The organism is Plantactinospora alkalitolerans (assembly GCF_015690345.1).
In the GTDB taxonomy this organism is placed as follows: domain Bacteria; phylum Actinomycetota; class Actinomycetes; order Mycobacteriales; family Micromonosporaceae; genus Plantactinospora; species Plantactinospora alkalitolerans.
Window position 1 is genome coordinate 21,092 of record NZ_JADPUN010000100.1, and the last position, 22,772, is coordinate 43,863.

The following is a 22,772-nucleotide window of genomic DNA, read 5'->3' on the forward strand; positions in this document are numbered from 1 at the left end:
ATCGGAGGAGTGAGATGAACCGGAGACGACCGGCGATCCTGGTCCTGGAGGACGGGCGGACCTTCCGTGGCGAGGCGTACGGCAGCGTGGGGGAGACCTTCGGCGAGGCCGTCTTCAACACCGGGATGACCGGCTACCAGGAGACGTTGACCGATCCGTCGTACCACCGGCAGGTGGTGGTGCAGACCGCGCCGCACATCGGCAACACCGGGGTCAACACCGAGGATGACGAGTCCGGCCGGATCTGGGTCGCCGGATACGTCGTCCGGGACCCGGCCCGGATCGGGTCGAACTGGCGCGCGACCGGCGGTCTGGAGGACCGGCTGGCCACCGAGGGCGTGGTCGGGATCTCCGGAGTGGACACCCGGGCGCTGACCCGGCACCTGCGGGACCGGGGCGCGATGCGGGTCGGCGTGTCCAGCCTCGACGACGATCCGGCTGCCCTGCTGGCCCGGGTGCGCGAGGCACCCCGGATGACGGGCGCCGACCTCTCCGCCGAGGTGAGCACCGCGAAGCCGTACACCGTCGCGGCCGAGGGCGTACACCGGTTCACCGTCGCCGCGCTGGACCTGGGCATCAAGCGGAACGTCCCGCGCCGGCTCGCGGCGCGGGGGGTGACCACCCACGTGCTGCCGGCGTCGTCGAGCATCGACGACCTGCTGGCCACCGGCGCCGACGCGGTCTTCTTCTCGCCCGGCCCCGGCGATCCGGCCACCGCCGACCATCCCGTCGGGCTGGCCCGTGAGGTCATGCGCCGGGAGGTTCCGCTGTTCGGCATCTGCTTCGGCAGCCAGATCCTCGGCCGCGCGCTCGGCTTCGGCACCTACAAACTGGGGTACGGCCACCGTGGCATCAACCAGCCGGTGCTGGACCGGAGCACCGGCAAGGTCGAGGTGACCAGCCACAACCACGGCTTCGCCGTCGACGCGCCGCTCAACGAGGTGATCGACACCGACTTCGGTGCCGTCGAGGTCAGCCACGTCTGCCTGAACGACAACGTCGTCGAGGGGCTGCGGGCCAGGGACGTGCCGGCGTTCACCGTGCAGTACCACCCGGAGGCGGCGGCCGGCCCGCACGACGCGGACTACCTGTTCGACCGTTTTGCCGAGCTCATCGAAAAGAAGGGCGCCTGATGCCCCGGCGGACCGACCTGAAGCACGTCCTGGTGATCGGCTCGGGACCGATCGTCATCGGACAGGCCTGCGAATTCGACTACTCCGGCACCCAGGCCTGCCGGGTGCTGCGCGCCGAGGGGCTGCGGGTCAGCCTGGTCAACTCCAACCCGGCGACCATCATGACCGACCCGGAGTTCGCCGACGCCACGTACGTCGAGCCGATCACCCCGGAGTTCGTGGAACTGGTCATCGCGAAGGAACGGCCGGACGCGCTGTTGGCGACGCTCGGTGGGCAGACCGCGCTGAACACGGCGGTGGCGCTGCACGAGTCCGGCGTGCTCGCCAAGTACGGGGTGGAGCTTATCGGCGCCGACATCGACGCGATCCGGCGGGGCGAGGACCGGCAGCTGTTCAAGGAGATCGTCGCCAAGGCCGGCGGCGAGACCCCGCGCAGCCGGGTGTGCCACTCGATGGACGAGGTCCGGGCCACCGTCGCCGACCTGGGCCTGCCGGTGGTGATCCGGCCGTCGTTCACGATGGGCGGCCTCGGCTCCGGAATGGCGCACACCGACGAGGACCTGGACCGGATCGCCGGTTCGGGCCTGGCGGCCAGCCCGGTGCACGAGGTCCTGATCGAGGAGAGCGTGCTCGGCTGGAAGGAGTACGAGCTGGAGCTGATGCGCGACCGGCACGACAACGTCGTGGTGGTCTGCTCGATCGAGAACGTCGACCCGATGGGCGTGCACACCGGGGACAGCGTCACGGTCGCTCCGGCGATGACCCTGACCGACCGGGAGTACCAGCGGCTGCGTGACCTCGGGATCGCGGTGCTCCGCGAGGTCGGGGTGGACACCGGCGGCTGCAACATCCAGTTCGCGATCAACCCGGACGACGGCCGGCTGGTCGTGATCGAGATGAACCCCCGGGTCTCCCGGTCCTCGGCACTGGCCTCCAAGGCGACCGGCTTCCCGATCGCGAAGATCGCCGCGAAGCTGGCCGTCGGCTACACCCTGGACGAGATCCCCAACGACATCACCCTGAAGACGCCGGCGGCGTTCGAGCCGGCGCTCGACTACGTGGTCGTCAAGATCCCCCGGTTCGCCTTCGAGAAGTTCCCGGCCGCGGACCGGGAACTGACCACCACGATGAAGTCGGTCGGCGAGGCGATGAGTCTGGGCCGGAACTTCCCCGAGGCGCTGAACAAGGCGATGCGGTCGATGGAGACCAAGGAGGCCGGGTTCTGGACCGTGCCGGACCCGGAGGGCGCCACGCGGGACTCGACGCTGGCCGCGTTGCGGGTGCCGCACGACGGGCGGCTCTACACCGTCGAGCGGGCGCTGCGGCTCGGCGCCTCGGTGGCCGAGGTGTCGGCGGCCTCCGGCGGGATCGACCCCTGGTTCCTGGACCAGATCGCCGGCCTGATCGAGCTGCGCGCGGAGATCGTCGGTGCGGCCGTACTGGACGAGGAGATGCTGCGGCGGGCCAAGCGGGCCGGGATCTCCGACCGCCAGATCGCCGCGCTCCGGCCGGAACTGGCCGCCGAGGACGGCGTCCGTACCCTGCGACACCGGCTCGGAGTACGGCCGGTCTACAAGACCGTCGACACCTGCGCCGCCGAGTTCGCCGCCGGTACGCCGTACCACTACTCGGCGTACGAGGGGTACACGGCCTCCGACGGCGAGACCGAGGTGACCCCGTCGGACCGGCCCAAGGTGCTGATCCTCGGCTCGGGGCCGAACCGGATCGGCCAGGGCATCGAGTTCGACTACTCGTGTGTGCACGCCGTGATGGCCCTGCGCGAGGTCGGCTACGAGACCGTGATGGTGAACTGCAACCCGGAGACGGTCTCCACCGACTACGACACCGCCGACCGGCTCTACTTCGAGCCGCTCACCTTCGAGGACGTCCTGGAGGTCTGGCACGCCGAGCAGACCTCGGGTCGGGCCGCCGGCGGGCCGGGGGTCGTCGGCGTGATCGTCCAGCTCGGCGGGCAGACCCCGCTCGGGCTGGCCCAGCGGCTCAAGGACGCCGGAGTGCCGATCGTCGGCACCAGCCCCGAGTCGATCCACCTGGCCGAGGAGCGGGGCGCGTTCGGCGCGCTGCTGGACCGGGCCGGGCTGCGCTCCCCGGCGCACGGCACCGCCACCTCGTACGACGAGGCGCGGGCGATCGCCGAGGAGATCGGGTACCCGGTGCTGGTCCGGCCGTCGTACGTGCTCGGCGGGCGGGGGATGGAGATCGTCTACGACGACCCGACGCTACGCGGGTACATCACCCGGGCCACCGACATCTCGCCGGACCATCCGGTGCTGGTCGACCGGTTCCTGGACGACGCGATCGAGATCGACGTGGACGCGCTCTGCGACGCCGACGGCGAGGTCTACGTCGGCGGCGTGATGGAGCACATCGAGGAGGCGGGGATCCACTCCGGCGACTCGTCCTGCGCGCTGCCGCCGATCACCCTGGCCAGCTCCCACCTGGAGGCGGTACGTCGCTACACCGTGGAGATCGCCCGGGGGGTCGGGGTACGCGGCCTGCTCAACGTCCAGTACGCGCTCAAGGACGACGTCCTCTACGTCCTGGAGGCGAACCCCCGGGCGTCCCGGACGGTGCCGTTCGTCTCCAAGGCGACCGCCGTCCCGCTGGCCAAGGCCGCCGCCCGGATCATGCTCGGCGCGACCATCGTGGAGCTGCGCGCCGAGCGGCTGCTTCCGCCGACCGGCGACGGCACGACGACGCCGGTCGACGCGCCGGTGGCGGTGAAGGAGGCGGTGCTGCCGTTCAAGCGGTTCCGCACGCCGACCGGCAAGGGCATCGACTCGCTGCTCGGCCCGGAGATGAAGTCGACAGGTGAGGTGATGGGCATCGACACCTCGTTCGGGCACGCCTTCGCGAAGTCGCAGGCGGCGGCGTACGGGTCGTTGCCGGTCCGGGGGAAGGTCTTCGTGTCGGTGGCCAACCGGGACAAGCGCGGCATGATCTTCCCGATCAAGCGCCTCGCCGACCTCGGGTTCGAGATCGTCGCCACCACGGGCACCGGTGAGGTGCTGCGGCGACACGGGATCTCCTGCGAGCTGATCCGCAAGCACTACGAGGAGGGCGCCGACTCTCCGGACGCGGTGGCGCTGATCTCGGCGGGCGAGGTCGCCCTGGTGATCAACACTCCGCAGGGTTCCGGGGCGAGCGCCCGGTCCGACGGGTACGAGATCCGCAGTGCGGCGGTCGGCGCCGACATCCCGTGCATCACCACGGTGCCGGGCGCGGCGGCGGCGGTGATGGGGATCGAGGCGCTGATCCGCGGCGACATGTCGGTCCGTCCGCTGCAGCAACTGCACGCGGCGCTGCGGGCGGACGAGTGAGCCCGGACCTGACGACCGGGCCGGGGCGGGCCGGGCCGGCGGGTGGGACGGTCTTCGACCGGATCGTCCGGCCGGCGCTGTTCCGGCTCGGCGGCGGGGACGCCGAGACGGCGCACGAGTGGACGCTGCGGCGGCTGGCCACCCTCTCCCGGCGTCCGGCCGCACTGGCCGTGCTGGGCGCCCGGTACGCCGTGGCGGCTCCGCGCACGGTCTTCGGGGTCGACTTCCCCAACCCGGTCGGCCTGGCCGCCGGGATGGACAAGGACGGCGCCGCGTTGCCGGCCTGGCCGGCGCTGGGCTTCGGCTTCGTCGAGGTCGGCACCGTCACCGCGCACGCGCAGCCGGGCAACCCCCGGCCGAGGCTGTTCCGGTTGCCGGACAGCGCGGCGGTGATCAACCGGATGGGCTTCAACAACGCCGGTGCGGCGGCGCTGGCGGCCCGGCTGGCGGCGCTGGAGCGTCCCCTGGGGGTGCCGCTGGGCATCTCGCTGGGCAAGTCCAAGGTCACCGAGCTGGACGACGCGGTGCAGGACTACCTGGCCTCGTACCGGATGTTGCACCCGTACGGCGACTACTTCGCGGTGAACGTCTCCTCGCCGAACACCCCCGGCCTGCGCGCGTTGCAGGACCGGGGACACCTCGACGCGCTGCTGGCCGCGCTGGTGGGGGAGAAGCCGATCCTGGTCAAGATCGCCCCGGACCTGACCGAGGCGGCGATCGCCGAGGTGCTGGAGGTGTGCCTGAGCCGGGGCGCGGCCGGGGTGATCGCCACCAACACGACGCTCGGCCGGGACGGCCTCGCCCCGGCCGACCGGTCCCGGGCCGGCGAGGCCGGTGGGCTGTCCGGCCGACCGTTGACCGAACGTACCCGCCGGGTGGTCTCCTTCGTGCACGCCGAGACGGGTGGCGCGCTGCCGGTGATCGGGGTGGGCGGCATCCTCGACCCGAGCGACGCCACGGCGCTGCTGGACGCCGGAGCGAGCCTGGTGCAGCTCTACACCGGATTCGTCTACGGCGGGCCGGGGCTGGTCCGCGCGGTGGCCCGGGCGACCCGGCGGTGACCCGGAGACGGGTCCCGGCGGATCGGCCGGAGCCGTCGAGAACGTCGGAGGAGGACCGGTGACGCCGGAGGAGATCGTCACACTCGACCGGGCGCACGTCTGGCACCCGTACGCGCCGATGCCGGCCACCAGCAGGCCGTACGTGGTGGAAAGTGCCGCCGGGGTCCGGCTGCGGCTCGCCGACGGCCGGGAACTGGTGGACGGCATGTCGTCGTGGTGGGCGGCGATCCACGGGTACCGACACCCGGTGCTGGACGCCGCGGTCACCGACCAGCTCGGCCGGATGAGCCACGTCATGTTCGGCGGCCTGACCCACGAGCCCGCCGTCCGGCTCGCCGGCACTCTGGTCGAACTGACCCCGGCCGGCCTGGAACACGTCTTCCTCAGCGACTCCGGCTCGGTCTCGGTCGAGGTGGCGGTGAAGATGGCGTTGCAGTACCAGCGCGGCCGGGGGCGCCCGCGGCGGCACCGGCTGGCCACCTGGCGGGGCGGCTACCACGGCGACACGTTCCATCCGATGAGCGTCTGCGATCCGGACGGCGGGATGCACTCGCTCTGGACCGACGTGCTTCCCCGGCAGGTCTTCGCGGACGTGCCGCCGTCCGGGTTCGACGCGCCCGTCGACGAGGCGTACGCGGCCGCGCTCGCCGACGCGGTGGAGCGGCACGCCGAGGAACTGGCCGCGGTGATCGTGGAACCGGTGGTGCAGGGGGCCGGCGGCATGCGGTGGCACAGTCCGGAGTACCTGCGGCTGCTCCGGGAACTGACCGCGCGGCACGGCATCCTGCTGATCTTCGACGAGATCGCCACCGGCTTCGGCCGGACCGGTGCGCTCTTCGCGGCCGAGCATGCCGGTGTCACCCCGGACGTGATGTGCCTCGGCAAGGCGCTCACCGGTGGCTATCTCAGCCTGGCGGCGACGCTGTGTACACCGGAGGTCGCCGAGGGCATCTCGGTGACCGGGGTGCTCGCGCACGGTCCGACCTTCATGGGCAACCCGGTCGCCTGCGCGGTCGCGAACGCCTCCATCGGGCTGCTGCGGGCCGGAGACTGGGCGGGGGAGGTCGCGAGGGTCCAGGCGGCCCTTTCGTCCGGTCTGGCGCCGTTGCGGGGCGTTCCCGGGGTCGCTGACGTCCGCGCGCTGGGGGCGATCGGGGTGGTGCAGCTCGACCACGACGTCGATCTGGCCGCGGCGACCGCCGCCGCCGTGGCGCACGGGGTGTGGTTGCGGCCGTTCCGGAACCTGGTCTACACGATGCCGCCGTACGTCACCGGGGACGAGGACCTGGCCCGGATCTGTACGGCGATCGGCGCGGCCGTCGCGGCCGGCTGAGCGGGCCGACGGCGGTCCGGGGAACCGGCTGGGCGCCGCGACAGGAGTCGACCAGACGCCGCGACAGGTGGTCGTGGCGCGCGGAGAGGAGAGCGATATGGAGACCTTCGGCAGCCGGTTGCACCGGGCGATGGCGGAGCGTGGCCCGCTGTGTGTGGGCATCGATCCGCACCCGGCCCTGCTGACCCGCTGGGGTCTGTCGGACGATCTCGACGGGCTGACCCGGTTCAGCCAGATCGCGGTCGATGCGCTCGGGGACCGGGTCGCGGTGGTCAAGCCGCAGTCCGCGTTTTTCGAGCGGTTCGGCGCTCGGGGACTCGGCGTACTTGAGTCAATTATCCGACAGTTACGGGGCGCCGGGACGCTCGTCCTGCTTGACGTCAAGCGCGGTGACATCGGTTCCACCGTCGCCGCGTACGCCGACGCGTACCTGGACCCATCCAGCCCGATGTATGTCGACGCGGTCACCGCGAGCCCGTTCCTGGGGGTCAACTCGCTCGCTCCGATGTTCGAAGCGGCGGGCAAGCACGGCGGCGGCGTGTTCGTGCTGGCACTCACCTCCAACCCGGAGGGCGCGAGCGTCCAACGCGCCCGCGGCGCGGACGGCCGTACCGTCGCGCAAACGATCATCGACGAGATTTCGCAGCTCAACAAGGGTGCGGAGCCGCTCGGCAGTTTCGGGCTGGTGGTCGGCGCGACCATCGGCCCGACCGGGCACGACCTCTCCTCGGTGGGCGGTCCGCTGCTCGCTCCGGGGCTCGGCGCGCAGGGTGGCCGCGCCGCCGACCTGCGCACGGTCTTCGGAAACGAGCTCGGCGCGGTGCTCCCGTCGTACTCCCGGGAGGTGCTCGGCGCCGGTCCCGACCCGGCCGCGCTGCGCGCCGCGACGGACCGCGTTCTGGCCGATTGTCGGGCCGCGCTGGCCGCTGCCAGTCAGTGATCTCGTGGTCACGCTGAAGTGATCATGGCGTGCCCACGTTGCCGAAAGCTCCGTTGACCGCTAGTTTTCCCGGCGCTGGGAACCACATACCCCTTTGGTTGCCAGGCACACCACGTTTCACAGATGCGACGGCGCGTCCCGCCCGTCGCGATAGGGACCTGAGGAGAACTGGTGCCGCTCCCCCAACTGAGCCCCGAGCAGTGTGCAGCCGCGCTGGAAAAGGCCGCGGAGATCCGCAAGGCCCGTGCCAAGCTCAAGGAAGAGCTTAAGCAGGGCAAGACCACCCTCGCCGCCGTCCTCGACCGGGCGGAGGCGGACGATGTCGTCGGTAAGCTGAAGGTATCGGCCGTGCTTCAGGCCATGCCGGGAATCGGCAAGATCCGGGCGACCCAGATCATGGAGAAGCTCAAGATCGCCGACAGTCGTCGCCTGCGTGGCCTCGGTGAGCAGCAGCGCAAGGCACTGCTTGGAGAATTCGCGGCGAACTAGTTCCACTCGCCGTGTAGAAACAAGCAGTGGGTACGCATGACGATGTCCGCACTGCGGCTCGTCTCACGGTCCTTGCCGGCCCTTCCGGGGCCGGCAAGGACAGCGTGACCGAACTTGTCCGGGCCCGATCGCCGAGGTTGTGGCTGTCCGTCCCGGTGACCACCCGGCCCCGTCGGAAGTACGAGATCGACGGTGTGCACTATCGTTTCGTCGACCGGGACGAATTCGCGCGACTACTCGACGACGGGCAGTTGCTGGAGTGGTCGGAGATTGGCGTTCACCGCTACGGAACGCCGCGCGAGCCGGTCCGGAGCCGCCTGTCGGCCGGTCTGCCGGTGCTGCTGGCGATCGACCTCCGGGGCGCCCGGCAGGTGCGGGTGGCGATGCCCGAGGCGCGGCTGGTGTATCTCGCCCCGTCCGGGGCCGGCGTCCACCGGGCCGGTCGCGAATTCGACGCAACGGTCGTCAACGACGTGGTCGGGCGTGCTGCGGATGAACTGGTAGGCTTGCTCGGTTCGTCCTTTCTGACGCCGACCTGATCCAGTTCTGGCCCGATCCAGTTCCGGCCCGACCCCGCTTCGACCCGATGCCTGATCGAGTCCGAAGCGTCATCGAGCCCGTAGCCTGATCGAGTTTCGACCTGACGTCGACGTCGCCCTGGGCCGACGCCAGACCGAGCCAACTCCGACCTGACCGCCCGGCGCGGTCGAGAGACACCGAGGTTTATCTCCGTGGGATCCATCGCCAACCCCGAGGGCATCACCAACCCGCCGATCGACGAGCTGCTTGAGAAGACCACCTCCAAGTACGCCCTGGTGATCTTCGCCGCCAAGCGTGCCCGCCAGGTCAACGCCTACTACAGCCAGCTCGGCGAGGGCCTGCTGGAGTACGTCGGCCCGCTGGTGGAGACCACGCCGCAGGAGAAGCCGCTCTCCATCGCGATGCGGGAGATCAACGCAGGTCTGCTCACCGCCGAGCCGACCGACCAGCCGTAGGGCCGGTCAGGCGTCGTCCGATGACCGCGGTCGTACTCGGGGTCGGCGGAGGCATCGCCGCGTACAAGGCGTGCGAGCTGCTGCGCCTGTTCACGGAGTCGGGCCATCGGGTCCGGGTCGTGCCGACCGCCTCCGCACTCCGGTTCGTGGGCGCCCCGACGTGGGCGGCGCTCTCCGGGCAACCGGTCGCCGACGATGTCTGGGCCGACGTGCACGAGGTGCCGCACGTGCGGCTGGGGCAGGGCGCCGACCTGGTGGTCGTCGCGCCCGCCACGGCCGACCTGCTGGCCAGGGCCGCGCACGGACTCGCCGACGACCTGCTCACCAACACGCTGCTGACGGCCCGCTGCCCGGTGCTGATCGCACCCGCGATGCACACGGAGATGTGGGAGCACCCCGCCACAGTGGAAAACGTCGCCACGCTGCGTCGGCGCGGAGCCGTGGTGCTGGAGCCGGCGAGCGGTCGGCTGACCGGGGCGGACACCGGAAAGGGCAGGCTTCCCGATCCGGCCGAGATCTTCGCGGTGGCCCGCCGGGTGCTCGCCCGCGGCGCCGACGCGCCCCGGGACCTGGCCGGCCGCCGGGTCGTGGTCACCGCCGGCGGCACCAGGGAGCCGCTGGACCCGGTGCGGTTCATCGGCAACCGGTCGTCGGGCAAGCAGGGCTACGCCTTCGCCCGGACGGCGGTGGCCCGTGGTGCCCGGGTGACACTGATCGCCGCCAACGTGGGACTGCCCGACCCCGCCGGAGCGGACGTGGTCCGGGTCTCGACCACCGAGGAACTGCGCAAGGCCACCCTGGAGGCGGCCGGGTCCGCCGACGCCGTGGTGATGGCGGCGGCGCCCGCCGACTTCCGGCCCGCGACGTACGCCGCAGACAAGATCAAGAAATCCGACCGTGGCGCGGCGCTCACCGTCGAACTTGTGGCCAACCCCGACATCGCCGCTGAGCTGGGCGAGCGTCGGCGCCCCGACCAGGTGCTGGTCGCCTTCGCCGCCGAGACCAGCGACGCCGAGGCCAATGCCCGCGGCAAGCTGGTCCGGAAGAAGGCCGACCTGATCGTCGTCAACGAGGTCGGACCGGACAAGGTCTTCGGGGCCGACACCAACACCGCCGTCGTGCTCGGCGCTGACGGCTCGGTGACAGCGTTTTCTGAGCAATCCAAGGAAGATCTCGCCGATGGCGTGTGGGATCTGGTAACAACGCGCTTGACCGGCTCGTCATGAGCGAAAACGACGCCAAGGGTGTTGGCCGTCAGACCAGGCGGCGGTGACTACACTGCCGCGCAACGTGTATTCGAGATCTTAGGAGCACCGTGGTACGCCGCTTGTTCACATCCGAGTCGGTCACGGAAGGCCACCCGGACAAGATTGCTGACCAGATCAGCGACGGTATCCTCGACGCGCTGCTGGACCAGGACCCGCGCAGCCGGGTCGCGGTCGAAACCCTCATCACGACCGGCCAGGTGCACGTCGCGGGTGAGGTGACCACGAAGGCGTACGCCGACATCCCGGCGATCGTCCGCGAGACGATCCTGGGCATCGGCTACGACTCGTCGAAGAAGGGCTTCGACGGGGCCTCCTGTGGCGTCAGCGTGTCGATCGGGTCCCAGTCGCCGGACATCGCCCAGGGTGTCGACAGCGCCATCGAGTTGCGGTCCGGTTCGTCGGAGAGCGCGCTGGACGCCCAGGGCGCCGGCGACCAGGGGATGATGTTCGGCTTCGCGTGCTCGGAGACGCCCGAGCTGATGCCGCTGCCGATCGCCCTGGCGCACCGGCTGGCCCGCCGGCTGTCGGCCGCCCGCAAGGACGGGACCATCCCGTACCTGCGTCCGGACGGCAAGACCCAGGTCACCATCGAGTACGACGGCCTGCGTCCCGTTCGGCTGGACACGGTCGTGGTGTCGTCGCAGCATGCCGCCGACATCTCGCTGGAGTCGCTGCTCACCCCGGACGTCCGCGAGCACGTCATCGCGCCGGAGCTGGAGGAACTCGGGCTCGACATCGACGGCTACCGGCTGCTGGTGAACCCGACCGGCCGGTTCGAGATCGGTGGCCCGATGGGCGACGCCGGGCTGACCGGGCGGAAGATCATTGTGGACACCTACGGCGGGTACGCCCGGCACGGTGGCGGGGCGTTCTCCGGCAAGGACCCGTCCAAGGTCGACCGCTCGGCGGCGTACGCGACCCGCTGGGTGGCGAAGAACGTGGTGGCCGCCGGACTGGCCGAGCGCTGTGAGGTCCAGGTCGCGTACGCGATCGGCAAGGCCCACCCGGTGAGCCTGTTCATCGAGACCTTCGGCACCGAGAACGTGCCGGTGGACCGGATCGAGCGGGCGGTGTCCGAGGTCTTCGACCTGCGTCCGGCCGCGATCATCCGGGACCTGAACCTGCTCCGTCCGATCTACCGGCAGACCGCCGCCTACGGCCACTTCGGCCGTGAGCTGCCCGATCTGACCTGGGAGAGCACCGACCGCGCCGCCGACCTCAAGTCGGCCGCGGGAGCCTGACCACCAGCAAGCGCAGCGACCGGCAGCCCGCACCCGGGTTGCCGGTCGCTCGCGTCTGCGTGGATGTGCCGCTGGCCCACCTGGACCGGCCCTTCGACTACCTGGTCCCGGCCGAGTTGGCCGAACAGGCCCGGGCCGGAACCCGGGTCCGGGTGCGCTTCGCGGGTCAACTGGTCGACGGATGGCTGCTGGACCGGGCCGAGACGTCCGCGCACGACGGCCGGCTGAGTTATCTGGAGCGGCTGGTGTCGCCCGAGCCGGTGCTGACTCCGGAGATCGCCCGACTGGCCCGCGCGGTGGCCGACCGGTACGCCGGCAACCTCGCCGACGTGCTGCGGTTGGCCGTGCCGCCCCGGCACGCCAAGGTGGAACGCGAACCGGCCCCGCCCCCGGCGGTCGCCCCGGTCACTGCCGACGGCGGGCAGGCAGCCGGTGACACCGGATCGGTGCCGACCGGCCGGGACGACGGCGCGGCGGACGACCCCGGCTGGGGGAGCTACCCGGCCGGGCCCGGGTTCCTGCGGGCACTCGCCGACGGCCGGGCGCCCCGGGCGGTCTGGTCGGCGCTGCCCGGTGAGGACTGGGCGGCCCGGTTCGCGGACGCGGCGGCGGCGACGGTACGGGGCGGACGCGGGGTGGTGGCCGTGGTGGCCGACTCCCGCGATCTCGAACGGCTCGACGCGGCGCTGACCAGCCGGCTCGGCGCGGGGCGGCATGTCGCGTTGTCGGCGGCGCTCGGCCCGGCCCGGCGGTACCGCGCCTTCCTGGCCGCCCGCCGGGGTCAGGTGCCGGTGGTGATCGGCACCCGGGCCGCGATGTTCGCTCCGGTCGCCGAACTCGGGCTGGTGGCGATCTGGGACGACGGGGACGACCTGCACGCCGAGCCCAGGGCGCCCTATCCGCACGCCCGGGAGGTGCTGCTCACCCGGGCCCGACTCGGCGAGGCGGCGGTGCTGGTGGCCGGGTACGCCCGGACCGCCGAGGCGCGGCTGCTGGTCGAGACGGGCTGGGCGAAGGAGATCGTGGCCGACCGGGCGACGCTGCGGGCCCGCTCTCCCCAGGTGACGCCGACCGGTGACGACCCGCAGTTGGCCCGGGACCCGGGGGCGGCGACGGCGCGGCTGCCCAGCCTGGCCTGGGAAGCCGCCCGAGCCGCGCTCAAGGCCGACGCGCCGGTGCTGGTCCAGGTGCCTCGGCGTGGCTACCTGCCCTCGGTCTCCTGCGCCGAGTGCCGGGCTCCGGCCCGATGTCCGCACTGTGCCGGTCCGCTCGCCCTGCGCTCGGCAGGTGCGATTCCCGCCTGCCGATGGTGCGCGCGGGTGGCCGCCGGGTACGCCTGTCCGCACTGTGGTGGCCGGCGACTGCGGGCCGCGGTGATCGGCGCCCGGCGTACCGCTGAGGAACTTGGTCGGGCGTTTCCCGGCGTGCCGGTGCGGACCTCGGGGCGGGAGGAGGTGCTCGGCACCGTGCCGGGCGGCGCCGGCCTGGTGATCTCGACTCCCGGCGCGGAGCCGGTCGCCGAGGGGGGCTTCGGCGCCGTACTGCTGCTCGACTCCTGGGCGATGCTCACCCGGGCCGACCTACGGGCGGGCGAGGAGGCGCTGCGCCGCTGGCTGGCGGCGGCGGCGTTGGCCCGGCCCGCTTCGGCCGGCGGCCGGGTGGTGGTGGTCGCCGACGGGGCGTTGGCGCCGGTGCAGGCGTTGCTGCGCTGGGACCCGGGTTGGTTCGCGGGGCGGGAGTTGGCCGAGCGCCGCGAGTTGGGTTTCCCGCCGGCCGCCCGGATGGCCAGCCTGACCGGGGTCGCGGCGGCGGTGGCGGACCTGCTCGACGCGGCGCGGCTGCCCGAGGGGGCGGAACTGCTGGGTCCGGTACCGGCGACCGAGGGGCAGGAGCGGATGCTGGTCCGGGTGCCCCGGTCCGGGGCGGCCGCTCTCGCCGCCGCCCTGCACGCCGCGGCGGCGACCCGGACCGCCCGCAAGGCCGCCCAGCCGGTACGGGTTCAGATCGATCCGCATGACATCTTCTGACCGGGTGCGGGTCGGATTTTCGGCCCCGAAACCTACACGGAGTGTTGTTTCGCCGACGCTGTGAAGTGGGTATCAATGTGGGGACGCACTAAGAGTCCGACTGGCTGGCCAGGATCCGAGTGATACCATCGCCCCTCATGCTTCACTCGGGTGGTGTGACGGTGAGTGATCGCGCCGGTGCGATGTTCAAACTATTGATCTTGAAAAACCTGGGATCAGGGGTGGGTAGGGCGTGACCGGTCGTCAATCGATCGTCCTCAATGGCGATCTTGGTAGCGGCAAGAGCACCGTCTCCATCGAGCTCGCCAGGCGACTCGGCTTGAAGCGGGTCAGCGTCGGCGATCTCTATCGGGAGATGGCCCAGCAGCGGAAGATGACCGCGCTCCAGCTCAACCTGCACGCCGAGCTGGACCAGGCGGTCGACGGCTACGTCGACCAGCTCCAGCAGGACATCGCCGACTCCGGTGAACAGTTGATCGTCGACAGCCGTCTCGCCTGGCACTTCTTCAAGGACGCGTTGAAGATCCACATGATCACGGAGCCGACCGAGGCCGCCCGTCGCGTGCTCGCCCGGCCGTCCGGCCCGGCCGAGAGCTACTCCTCGGTCGAGGAGGCGAGAGCCAAGCTCCACGAACGCAGCGAGAGCGAGCGGAGCCGGTTCATCGTCCGGTACGGCGTCGACAAGGCGAAACTCCGCAACTACGACCTGATCTGCGACACCACGAAGGCCTCGGCGGCCGAGGTGGTGGAGCACGTGATCGCCGCGTACGAGGGCTCCTTCGGGCAGGAGATCCTCCGCGACAGGCCGCCCCTGCTGCTGCTCGACCCGGCCCGGATCTTCCCGTCGCAGGAGATCCAGGGGCTGCGCGGGCTCTGGGAGACGGACTTCGTCCAGCAGATCGGACAGGCTGGCGAGGAGGCGTTGGAGCCGCTGCGCATCGGCTACACCGGTGAGCAGTTCTTCGTCGTCGACGGGCACCGGCGGCTCAGCGCGGCACTCCGAAACGGCTTCAAGCTGGTCCCCGGCCAACTGGTCGCGGAGTGCGAAGAGCCGGTCGTCGGCGGCCTGAGCGCGATCGACTTCTTCCGGGCCGAGGTCGGGCTGAGCGTGATCTACGACTGGGAGGCCGCGCACGGCACCCAGTTGCCGCTGCCCGCGCACATCCTGGAGCGCACCGACGCCGTACTGGCCGGCGAGCCGGGAACCCAGCCCTAACCGGACCGCCGCCTCGACCGGGCACCAGACCGCCGACCGGCAGCGGATCCGTCTTCGACATCCGTGCCGCCGGGCATCGATGGTCGCCGACATCCGCGCCGGCCCGGGGTCATGTCCTCGGCACGACCGTAGACTGGTACGGCACCGTTACTCCCACCCGTGAAGGAGCCGTCCCGCGTGACCGTCCAGCCCATCCGTCTGTTCGGGGACCCGGTGCTGCGCACTCCGGCCGAACCGGTCATCGACTTCGACGCCGAGCTGCGCAGACTCGTCGCCGACCTGACCGACACGATGCGCGAGCAGAACGGCGCCGGCCTCGCCGCGCCGCAGCTCGGCGTGGGCCTGCGGGTGTTCTCGTTCGACGTCGACGACGTGGTCGGGCATCTGGTGAACCCCGTACTGGACTTTCCGGACGCCGAGGAACAGGACGGCCAGGAAGGCTGCCTCTCGATCCCCGGGCTCTACTTCGACACCAAGCGTCGGCTGAACGTCGTCGCGAAGGGCTTCAACGAGTACGGCGACCCACTGCAGATCGTCGGAACCGGCCTGATGGCCCGGTGTGTGCAGCACGAGACCGACCACCTCGACGGCGTGCTCTTCCTGGACCGGTTGGACACCGAGGCGCGCAAGGAGGCGATGCGGGCGATCCGACAGGCGGACTGGTACGACCAGGACGCCCCGCCGGTGGTCAAGACCAGCCCGCACGACGCCCCGGCCGGTCGGCGTCAGGCCCTGGCCAGCCGCCTCGGGTTCGGATCGGACCGCTCCACCAACCCCTTCGGGCTGGGTCGGTGACGGCCCGGTGCGTCTGATCTTCGCCGGTACGCCGGCCGTTGCCCTGCCCGCCCTGGATGCCCTCGCCGCGTCGTCGCACGAACTGCTCGCCGTGGTGACCCGGCCGGACGCCCCCGCCGGGCGGGGCCGAGGGCTGGCCCGGTCACCGGTGGGCGCCTGGGCCGACGAGCGCGGCATCGAGGTGCTGACCCCGGCCCGGCCCCGGGAGCCGGAGTTCCTCGACCGGTTGCGCCACCTCGCTCCGGACTGCGTACCGGTGGTCGCCTACGGCGCGCTGGTGCCGCCGGTGGCGCTGGAGATTCCCGCCCACGGCTGGGTGAACCTGCACTTCTCGCTGCTGCCGGCCTGGCGCGGCGCCGCACCCGTGCAGCACGCGGTGCTGCACGGGGACGAGTTCACCGGCGCCAGCGTCTTCCAACTGGAGGCGGGACTGGACACCGGACCGGTCTTCGGCACCCTGACCGAGGAGATCCGGCCCGCCGACAGCGCGGGCGACCTGCTGGCGCGGCTCGCCGTGTCCGGCGCCGGGTTGCTGGTCGCGGTGCTGGACGCGATCGACGCGGGGACCGCGCGGGCGGTGCCGCAGCCCGCCGACGGGGTCTCGCTGGCCCCGAAACTGACCGTCGAGGACGGCCAGGTCCGCTGGGCGGAGCCGGCCTTCGCCGTGGACCGCCGGATCCGGGCCGCCACACCGGCGCCGGGAGCCTGGACCGAGTTCCGGGGTGCCCGGGTCAAACTCGGCCCGGTCCAGCCGCTTGCCGAAGGGCCGGACCTCAAGCCGGGCGAACTTCTGGTCGAGCGCGGACGGGTGCTGGCGGGTACCGCCACCGGACCGGTGGCGTTGGGAGAGGTACGAGCGGCTGGTAAGCGGGCGATGCCGGCACCGGACTGGGCTCGCGGAGTCCGGGTAGCCGGTGGGGAGCATTTCGAGTGAGCGAGCGTAGCGGGCAGATCGACGGCGGCGAGCGGGCCGGAACCGACCGGGCCGGTGCCGATCAGAGTGGTGCCGATCGGGCCGGTGCCGATCAGAGTGGTGCCGATCGGAGTGGTGCCGATCGGAGTGGTGCCGATCGGAGTGGTGCCGACCGGGGGCGGGGCGGTGGACCGGGCGGAGCCGACCGCGGTCGCCCGGACCAGGGTCGCCCGGACCGGGGACGCCCGGACCGGGGACGTGGCGGCCCGGGTGGCGCCGACCGGGATCGCGCCGGTCGTCCACCGCGCCGGGAGCGCCCGCCGGTGGACCTCCCCCGGCAGGTGGCGTACGAGGCGATCGAGGCGGTGCACCGCGACGACGCGTACGCGAATCTGGTTCTGCCCGACATCCTGCGGGAGCGGCGGCTGCACGGCCGCGACGCGGCCTTCGCCACCGAACTGACCTACGGCACACTGCGGCTGCGGGGCACCCTGGACGCGATCCTGACCGCCGCCGCCGGCCGGGACGTCGCGCGGATCGACCCGCAGCCGAGGGACGCGTTGCGACTCGGCGCCTACCAGTTGCTCTACACCCGGGTTCCGGCCCACGCGGCGGTCTCCTCGACCGTCGACCTGGTCCGGGCGGTGGCGCCGGGCGCGACCGGGTTCGCCAACGCCGTGCTCCGGGAGGTTGCCGGAAAGGACGCCGACACCTGGATCGCGGAGCTGTCGCCGGCCGCCGACACCGACCCGATCGGGAACCTGTCGCTCGCCTACAGCCATCCGCAGTGGATCGTACGGGCGTTCTCCGAGGCGCTCGGCGGGGATCTGGGGGAGACCACCCGGCTGCTGATCGAGGACAACCACCGGCCCTCGGTACACCTCTGCGTCCGGCCCGGCCGGGCGGACGCGGCCGAGGTCGCCGACGAGGTCGGTGGCGCGCCCGGCGCCTTCTCGCCGTACGCGGTCTACCTGCCCGGCGGCGCCCCCGGCGAGCTGGCCGTGCTGGCCGACGGCCGGGCGCACGTCCAGGACGAGGGTTCCCAGCTCGTGGCCGCCGCCTTGGTGAACGCCGAACTCGACGGCACCGACGAGCGATGGCTGGACCTGTGCGCCGGGCCGGGTGGCAAGGCCGGTCTGCTGGGCGCACTGGCCGCGCAGCGCGGTGCGAAGCTGACCGCGGTGGAGGTCGCCGAGCACCGGGCCCGGTTGGTGTCCCAGGCGGTCCGGGGCCTGCCGGTCACCGTGCTGACCACCGACGGCCGCACCGTCGGAAACGACCCGGACCTGCCGGCGGACTCCTTCGACCGGGTGCTGGTCGACGCGCCGTGCACCGGGCTCGGCTCGCTGCGGCGGCGACCGGAGTCGCGGTGGCGCCGCCAGCCCTCCGACCTGCCGGCGCTGACCCGGTTGCAGCGGGAACTGCTCGGCGCCGCGCTGCGGGCGGTCCGTCCCGGTGGCGTGGTCGGCTACGTGACCTGCTCGCCGCACGTCGTGGAGACGCACGTCTCGGTCGGCGAGGCGGCGCGGCGTTCCGGCGTACCGGTGGACTTCGTAGACGCCCGCCCGCTGCTGCCGGCGGACATGCCCGGCCTCGGTGACGGCCCGACGGTCCAGCTCTGGCCGCACCGGCACGGCACCGACGCGATGTTCCTGGCGATGCTCCGCCGAGGCTGACCCCGACCCCCTGACCGGTTAGGAAGGGCCCCTTCTTATACAGAAAACGATAAGAAGGGGCCCTTCCTTACATCTGTGTCCGGCTAGATTGTGGGTATATGTCTGGTTGGTGGAGGGGGACGGGATGACCATGCCGGCTCGGGCCATCGGTACCCCGCTGGACCGGCTCGACGGGCCGCAGAAGGTCACCGGCACCGCCCGGTACGCCTTCGAGCATCCCGTGGAGCGGCCCGCCTATCTGCATCCGGTGCAGGCGACGATCGCCCTCGGACGGATCGTCGGAGTGGACACCACAGTCGCGTCGGCCGAGCCCGGGGTGCTGGCGGTGCTCACCCACCAGAACGCGGCCCGGGTCGCCTCGGTCGACGACCCCGAGGTGGCGATCCTGCAGGACGCCGAGGTGCGGTACCGGGGACAGTTCGTCGGTGGTGTGGTCGCGGAGACGTCGGAGATCGCCCGTCGAGCCGCCGACCTGGTCCGGTTCGAATACCAGGCCCGGCCGCACGACGTCGAGCTGCGGGCCGACCATCCCGACCGGTACGCCCCGGAGACGGTCAACGGCGGGTTCGCCACCGACAGCGTGCGGGGCGACCCGGAGCGGGCACTGTCGACGGCAGCGGTACGTCTCGACGCCACCTACACGACGCCCCGGTACCAGCACAATCCGATCGAGCCGCACTCGACCATCGCGGTCTGGGCCGATGGTCACCTCACCCTCCACGTGGCCAGCCAGGGCGTGCACCGGTTGCGCGACTCGATCGCCGCCCTGTTCGGACTCGACCCGGAACGGATCCGGGTGATCTCACCGCACGTCGGCGGTGCGTTCGGCGGCAAACTGCACGCCCATCCGGACGTCGCGCTCGCGGTACTGGCCGCGATGGCCGTCCCCGGCCGGGCGGTGAAACTCGCGCTGACCCGGCAGCAGATGTTCATCCACGTCGGCTACCGCACCCCGACCATCCAGCGGATCCGGCTCGGTGCCGACGCCGAGGGACGACTCGTCGCCGTCGCCCACGACGTCGTACAGCAGACCGCGCGGATCAAGGAGTTCGCCGAGCAGAGCGCGTCACCGACCCGGGTGATGTACGCGGCCGCCGACCGGAGTACCACGCACCGGATGGTCGCACTCGACGTACCGGTCCCGACGATCATGCGAGCGCCCGGCAAGACCCCCGGGATGTACGCCCTCGAATCGGCGATGGACGAGATGGCGATCGCCTGCGGACAGGATCCGGTCGAGTTCCGGATCGCCAACGAGCCGGCCACAGATCCCGAGCGGGATCTGCCGTTCTCCAGCCGCAACCTGGTGGCCTGCCTGCGCGAGGGGGCCCGCCGGTTCGGCTGGGACGGGCGGGATCCGACGCCCCGGGCCCGTCGGCGGGCTGGCTGGCTGGTCGGCACCGGGGTCGCCGCCTCGATGTACCCGGTCTACCGGCTGCCCGGGTCGTCGGCCATGATCCGGCTCGGTCCGGACGGTCGGTACACGGTCTCGATCGGCGCCGCCGACCTGGGCACCGGCACCTGGACCACGCTGACCCAGATCGCGGCCGACGCGTTGGACGTTCCGGTCGGCCGGATCGAGCTGCGGATCGGCGACACCCTGCTGCCGCAGGCGATGGCGGCCGGGGGCTCGTCCGGGATGACCTCGTGGGGTTCCTCGGTGGTCGAGGCGGCGCGGCGGCTACGGGCCCGGCTCGCCGACGAGCATGGCGGCGTGGTGCCGGCCGAGGGGATCGAGGCGAGCGCGGAGATGCCGGACAACCCGTACGCGGACAGGTTCGCCATGTACGCCTTCGGTGCCCAGTTCGCCGAGGTCCGGGTCTGCGAGGAGACGGGGGAGGTCCGGGTGCCCCGGCTGCTCGGCGTGTTCGCCGCCGGGCGGATCATCAACCCGAAGACCGGCCGGTCCCAACTGCTCGGCGGAATGACCATGGGCCTGTCGATGGCACTGCACGAGCGGGCCGTGGTCGATCCCCGGTTCGGGTACGTGGTCAACCACGATCTCGCCGAGTACCACATCGCCACCAACGCCGACGTCGGCTCGGTCGAGGTGCACTTCGTCGAGGAGGACGACCCGTACGTCAACCCGATGGGCTCGAAGGGCATCGGTGAGCTGGGCATCGTGGGGACGGCCGCGGCGATCGCCAACGCCGTCCAGCACGCCACCGGGGTGCGGGTACGCGACCTGCCGATCACTCCGGACCGGTTCTTCGCCGACGGGGTTCCGACGGGAGGGTGACCGGGATCCGCATCCGGCGACGGCCCGGGTGACCGGCATTCGTACACTGGCGCGGTGACCGTACCTGCGCCGATCGTCGCGCCCAGTATTCTCGCCGCAGACTTCGCCCGGCTCGCCGACGAGGTCCACGCGGTGGAGTCCACGGCGGACTGGCTGCACGTCGATGTGATGGACAACCACTTCGTGCCCAACCTGACCATCGGGCTGCCGGTGGTGCAGAGCCTGCTGGCCGTGACCACGTTGCCATTCGACGTACACCTGATGATCGAGGATCCGCGGCGCTGGGCGCCCAGCTACGCCGACGCGGGGGCGTACAACGTGACCTTCCACGCCGAGGCGTGCGACAACCCGGTCTCGCTGGCCAAGGATCTGCGCTCGGCCGGGGCCAAGGCCGGGTTGGCGGTCGACCGGGACACTCCGATCGAACCGTACCTTGACCTGTTACCCAGTTTCGATACATTGCTGATCATGACTATCAAGGCGGGCTTCGGGGGGCAGCGGTTCATCCCCGAACTGCTCGACAAGGTCCGTACCGCCCGCCGGCACGCCGACGCGGGCCACCTGGAACTTCGGATCGAGGTGGACGGCGGCATCGCGGCCGAGACCATCGAGCAGGCGGCGGTGGCGGGCGCGGACGCGTTCGTCGCCGGCACCGCCGTCTACGCCGCGGCGGATCCGGCCGCGGCGGTGACGCAGCTGCGGCGGCTTGCCGAACGCGCCGTGCCACGGGCATGAGCGAGCGTAGCGAGCGAATCGGCCAGTTCGGTGCCGGGGAGCCTCGTGCCTGCGCGGAGCGAAGCGGAGCGCGGGCATGAGCGTCGACGGGGTCGAGGAACGGCCCGACGTGATCCTGGTGGTGGACGACGACGAGGACATCGTCCGGTTCGTCGCGTTCAATCTGCGCTTGCACGGTTTCGAGGTCATGCAGGCCGGAGACGGCCAGGAGGCGCTGGAGATGATCGAGCGTCGGCGTCCGGATCTGGCCGTGGTCGACCTGCGGATGCCCCGGGTCGACGGGCTGGAACTGACCCGGCGACTCCGGGCCAATCCGATGACCTCCGCCCTACCGGTGATCATGTTGACCGCCAAGGGCCTGACCGTGGACAAGGTGCACGGCCTCACGGCGGGTGCGGACGACTACCTGGTGAAGCCGTTCGACACCGCCGAACTCATCGCCCGGGTCAGTTCGACCCTGCGCCGCAACAAGGAGTTCCGCGAGGTCTCCCCGCTGACCGGGCTCCCCGGCAACACCCGGATCCGTCGGGAGATCGGCGACCGGGTACGCAGCGGCGTCGACTACGGGGTCGGCTACATCGACATCGACCGGTTCAAGAGCGTCAACGACCGGTACGGCTTCGTCCGGGGCGACGAGTTCATCAGTGCCCTGGCCCGCAGCCTGCACCGGGCGGTGGTCTCGGTCGGCCTGCCCCCGGCCTTCCTCGGGCACATCGGCGGCGACGACTTCGTGATCGTCTGCGCTCCCGAACAGGTCCGGCCACTCACCGAGCGGGCCGTGGTCGACTTCGAGAAGACCGCCGACGAGCTGTACGACCCCGAGGACGCCAAGCGTGGCTACGTCGAGTTGAAGGACCGCCGGGGCAACGTCCAACGCGCCCACCTGGTCACCCTCTCCATCGGTGTCTCCCTGTCGGTGCCCGAGCGGCGGTTCACCGACCCGCTCGAGGTGATCGCGGCGGCCTCGGAGATGAAGACGGTGGCCAAGAGCCAACCCGGGTCGTACGTGGCGATGGACCGGCGTCGCCCCGGAGGGTGACCGCAGTCACTTCGATGTGAGGTCGGTCGCCTCACTGGCACTCGACCCTCGAATCCGTGCAACACTCGACCGGTACCCACCACGCGCTGGCGGGACTCGGTGAAATTCCGAACCGGCGGTGATCCGGGCGAGAGCCCGGTAAGCCCGCGACCCGGTCGGCTCAGTGCCGCCCGGTGGACCTGGTGAGAACCCAGGGCCGACGGTTGAGTGCGGGCACCGCCCACGCTCAGACAGTCCGGATGGGAGACGGCGCGCGGGACGGACAGGCCTGTCGGCCGGCGTCTGCATGCCGACCGCGCGCTGTCTCCCATCCGGGCTGTCTGAGCGTGGG

18 protein-coding genes and 1 riboswitch are annotated in these 22,772 nt (G+C 71.7%); all 18 genes read left to right on the top strand.

The window, feature by feature from the left end:
* Positions 1–14: 14 nt before the first annotated feature.
* Positions 15–1,133 carry a glutamine-hydrolyzing carbamoyl-phosphate synthase small subunit gene (carA, locus tag I0C86_RS08330; RefSeq protein WP_196200633.1) on the top strand — a complete coding sequence of 373 codons (1,119 nt, stop codon included), beginning with the start codon at positions 15–17 and terminating at the stop codon, positions 1,131–1,133.
* On the top strand, positions 1,133–4,474 hold the full coding sequence (gene carB / locus I0C86_RS08335) for a carbamoyl-phosphate synthase large subunit (protein WP_196200634.1): 3,342 nt from the start codon (positions 1,133–1,135) through the stop codon (positions 4,472–4,474). Before carA ends, carB begins: the two co-directional genes overlap by 1 nt.
* Positions 4,475–4,482: 8 nt before the next feature.
* Complete coding sequence (locus I0C86_RS08340; RefSeq protein WP_196200651.1) at positions 4,483–5,535, top strand: quinone-dependent dihydroorotate dehydrogenase; 1,053 nt, start codon at positions 4,483–4,485, stop codon at positions 5,533–5,535.
* 58 nt (positions 5,536–5,593) lie between these two features.
* Positions 5,594–6,868: an adenosylmethionine--8-amino-7-oxononanoate transaminase gene (locus tag I0C86_RS08345; RefSeq protein WP_196200635.1), complete on the top strand. Its 1,275-nt coding sequence runs from the start codon at positions 5,594–5,596 to the stop codon at positions 6,866–6,868.
* Between the two features lie 97 nt (positions 6,869–6,965).
* A complete protein-coding gene (gene pyrF, locus I0C86_RS08350) occupies positions 6,966–7,808 on the top strand; it encodes an orotidine-5'-phosphate decarboxylase (RefSeq protein WP_196200636.1) in 843 nt (280 codons plus the stop codon).
* 171 nt (positions 7,809–7,979) lie between these two features.
* Complete coding sequence (gene mihF / locus I0C86_RS08355) at positions 7,980–8,297, top strand: integration host factor, actinobacterial type (protein WP_196200637.1); 318 nt, start codon at positions 7,980–7,982, stop codon at positions 8,295–8,297.
* Between the two features lie 26 nt (positions 8,298–8,323).
* Complete coding sequence (locus I0C86_RS08360; RefSeq protein WP_196200638.1) at positions 8,324–8,836, top strand: nucleoside/nucleotide kinase family protein; 513 nt, start codon at positions 8,324–8,326, stop codon at positions 8,834–8,836.
* A gap of 192 nt (positions 8,837–9,028) precedes the next feature.
* Entirely contained in the window at positions 9,029–9,292 is a 264-nt protein-coding gene (gene rpoZ, locus I0C86_RS08365) for a DNA-directed RNA polymerase subunit omega (RefSeq protein ID WP_007075826.1), read from the top strand.
* Between the two features lie 20 nt (positions 9,293–9,312).
* Complete coding sequence (gene coaBC / locus I0C86_RS08370) at positions 9,313–10,518, top strand: bifunctional phosphopantothenoylcysteine decarboxylase/phosphopantothenate--cysteine ligase CoaBC (RefSeq protein WP_196200639.1); 1,206 nt, start codon at positions 9,313–9,315, stop codon at positions 10,516–10,518.
* Positions 10,519–10,607: 89 nt separating this feature from the next.
* Positions 10,608–11,801 (top strand): methionine adenosyltransferase, encoded by a 1,194-nt coding sequence (gene metK, locus I0C86_RS08375; protein ID WP_196200640.1) that lies wholly within the window; start codon positions 10,608–10,610, stop codon positions 11,799–11,801.
* A 59-nt stretch (positions 11,802–11,860) separates the two neighbouring features.
* Positions 11,861–13,828 carry a primosomal protein N' gene (locus tag I0C86_RS08380; protein WP_323373533.1) on the top strand — a complete coding sequence of 656 codons (1,968 nt, stop codon included), beginning with the start codon at positions 11,861–11,863 and terminating at the stop codon, positions 13,826–13,828.
* A 232-nt stretch (positions 13,829–14,060) separates the two neighbouring features.
* A complete protein-coding gene (locus tag I0C86_RS08385) occupies positions 14,061–15,044 on the top strand; it encodes an AAA family ATPase (protein ID WP_196200641.1) in 984 nt (327 codons plus the stop codon).
* A 177-nt stretch (positions 15,045–15,221) separates the two neighbouring features.
* Positions 15,222–15,839, top strand: a complete 618-nt coding sequence (def, locus tag I0C86_RS08390; RefSeq protein ID WP_196200642.1) for a peptide deformylase — start codon at positions 15,222–15,224, stop codon at positions 15,837–15,839.
* Positions 15,840–15,846: 7 nt separating this feature from the next.
* Positions 15,847–16,773 (top strand): methionyl-tRNA formyltransferase, encoded by a 927-nt coding sequence (locus I0C86_RS08395; RefSeq protein WP_196200643.1) that lies wholly within the window; start codon positions 15,847–15,849, stop codon positions 16,771–16,773.
* Between the two features lie 17 nt (positions 16,774–16,790).
* Positions 16,791–18,428, top strand: a complete 1,638-nt coding sequence (locus I0C86_RS08400) for an RsmB/NOP family class I SAM-dependent RNA methyltransferase (RefSeq protein WP_323373534.1) — start codon at positions 16,791–16,793, stop codon at positions 18,426–18,428.
* 130 nt (positions 18,429–18,558) lie between these two features.
* Positions 18,559–20,667, top strand: a complete 2,109-nt coding sequence (locus tag I0C86_RS08405) for a xanthine dehydrogenase family protein molybdopterin-binding subunit (RefSeq protein ID WP_456319946.1) — start codon at positions 18,559–18,561, stop codon at positions 20,665–20,667.
* Between the two features lie 54 nt (positions 20,668–20,721).
* Positions 20,722–21,402: a ribulose-phosphate 3-epimerase gene (gene rpe, locus I0C86_RS08410; RefSeq protein ID WP_196200646.1), complete on the top strand. Its 681-nt coding sequence runs from the start codon at positions 20,722–20,724 to the stop codon at positions 21,400–21,402.
* 76 nt (positions 21,403–21,478) lie between these two features.
* Entirely contained in the window at positions 21,479–22,441 is a 963-nt protein-coding gene (locus tag I0C86_RS08415; protein WP_196200647.1) for a GGDEF domain-containing response regulator, read from the top strand.
* Positions 22,442–22,522: 81 nt separating this feature from the next.
* Positions 22,523–22,696: riboswitch (FMN riboswitch) on the top strand.
* Positions 22,697–22,772 lie beyond the last annotated feature (76 nt).

Coding starts and splice junctions, on each gene's coding strand:
- carA (WP_196200633.1), top strand. CDS start 15: ATGAACCGGAGACGACCGGCGATCCTGGTCCTGGAGGACGGGCGGACC.
- carB (WP_196200634.1), top strand. CDS start 1,133: ATGCCCCGGCGGACCGACCTGAAGCACGTCCTGGTGATCGGCTCGGGA.
- pyrF (WP_196200636.1), top strand. CDS start 6,966: ATGGAGACCTTCGGCAGCCGGTTGCACCGGGCGATGGCGGAGCGTGGC.
- coaBC (WP_196200639.1), top strand. CDS start 9,313: ATGACCGCGGTCGTACTCGGGGTCGGCGGAGGCATCGCCGCGTACAAG.
- I0C86_RS08405 (WP_456319946.1), top strand. CDS start 18,559: ATGCCGGCTCGGGCCATCGGTACCCCGCTGGACCGGCTCGACGGGCCG.
- I0C86_RS08415 (WP_196200647.1), top strand. CDS start 21,479: ATGAGCGTCGACGGGGTCGAGGAACGGCCCGACGTGATCCTGGTGGTG.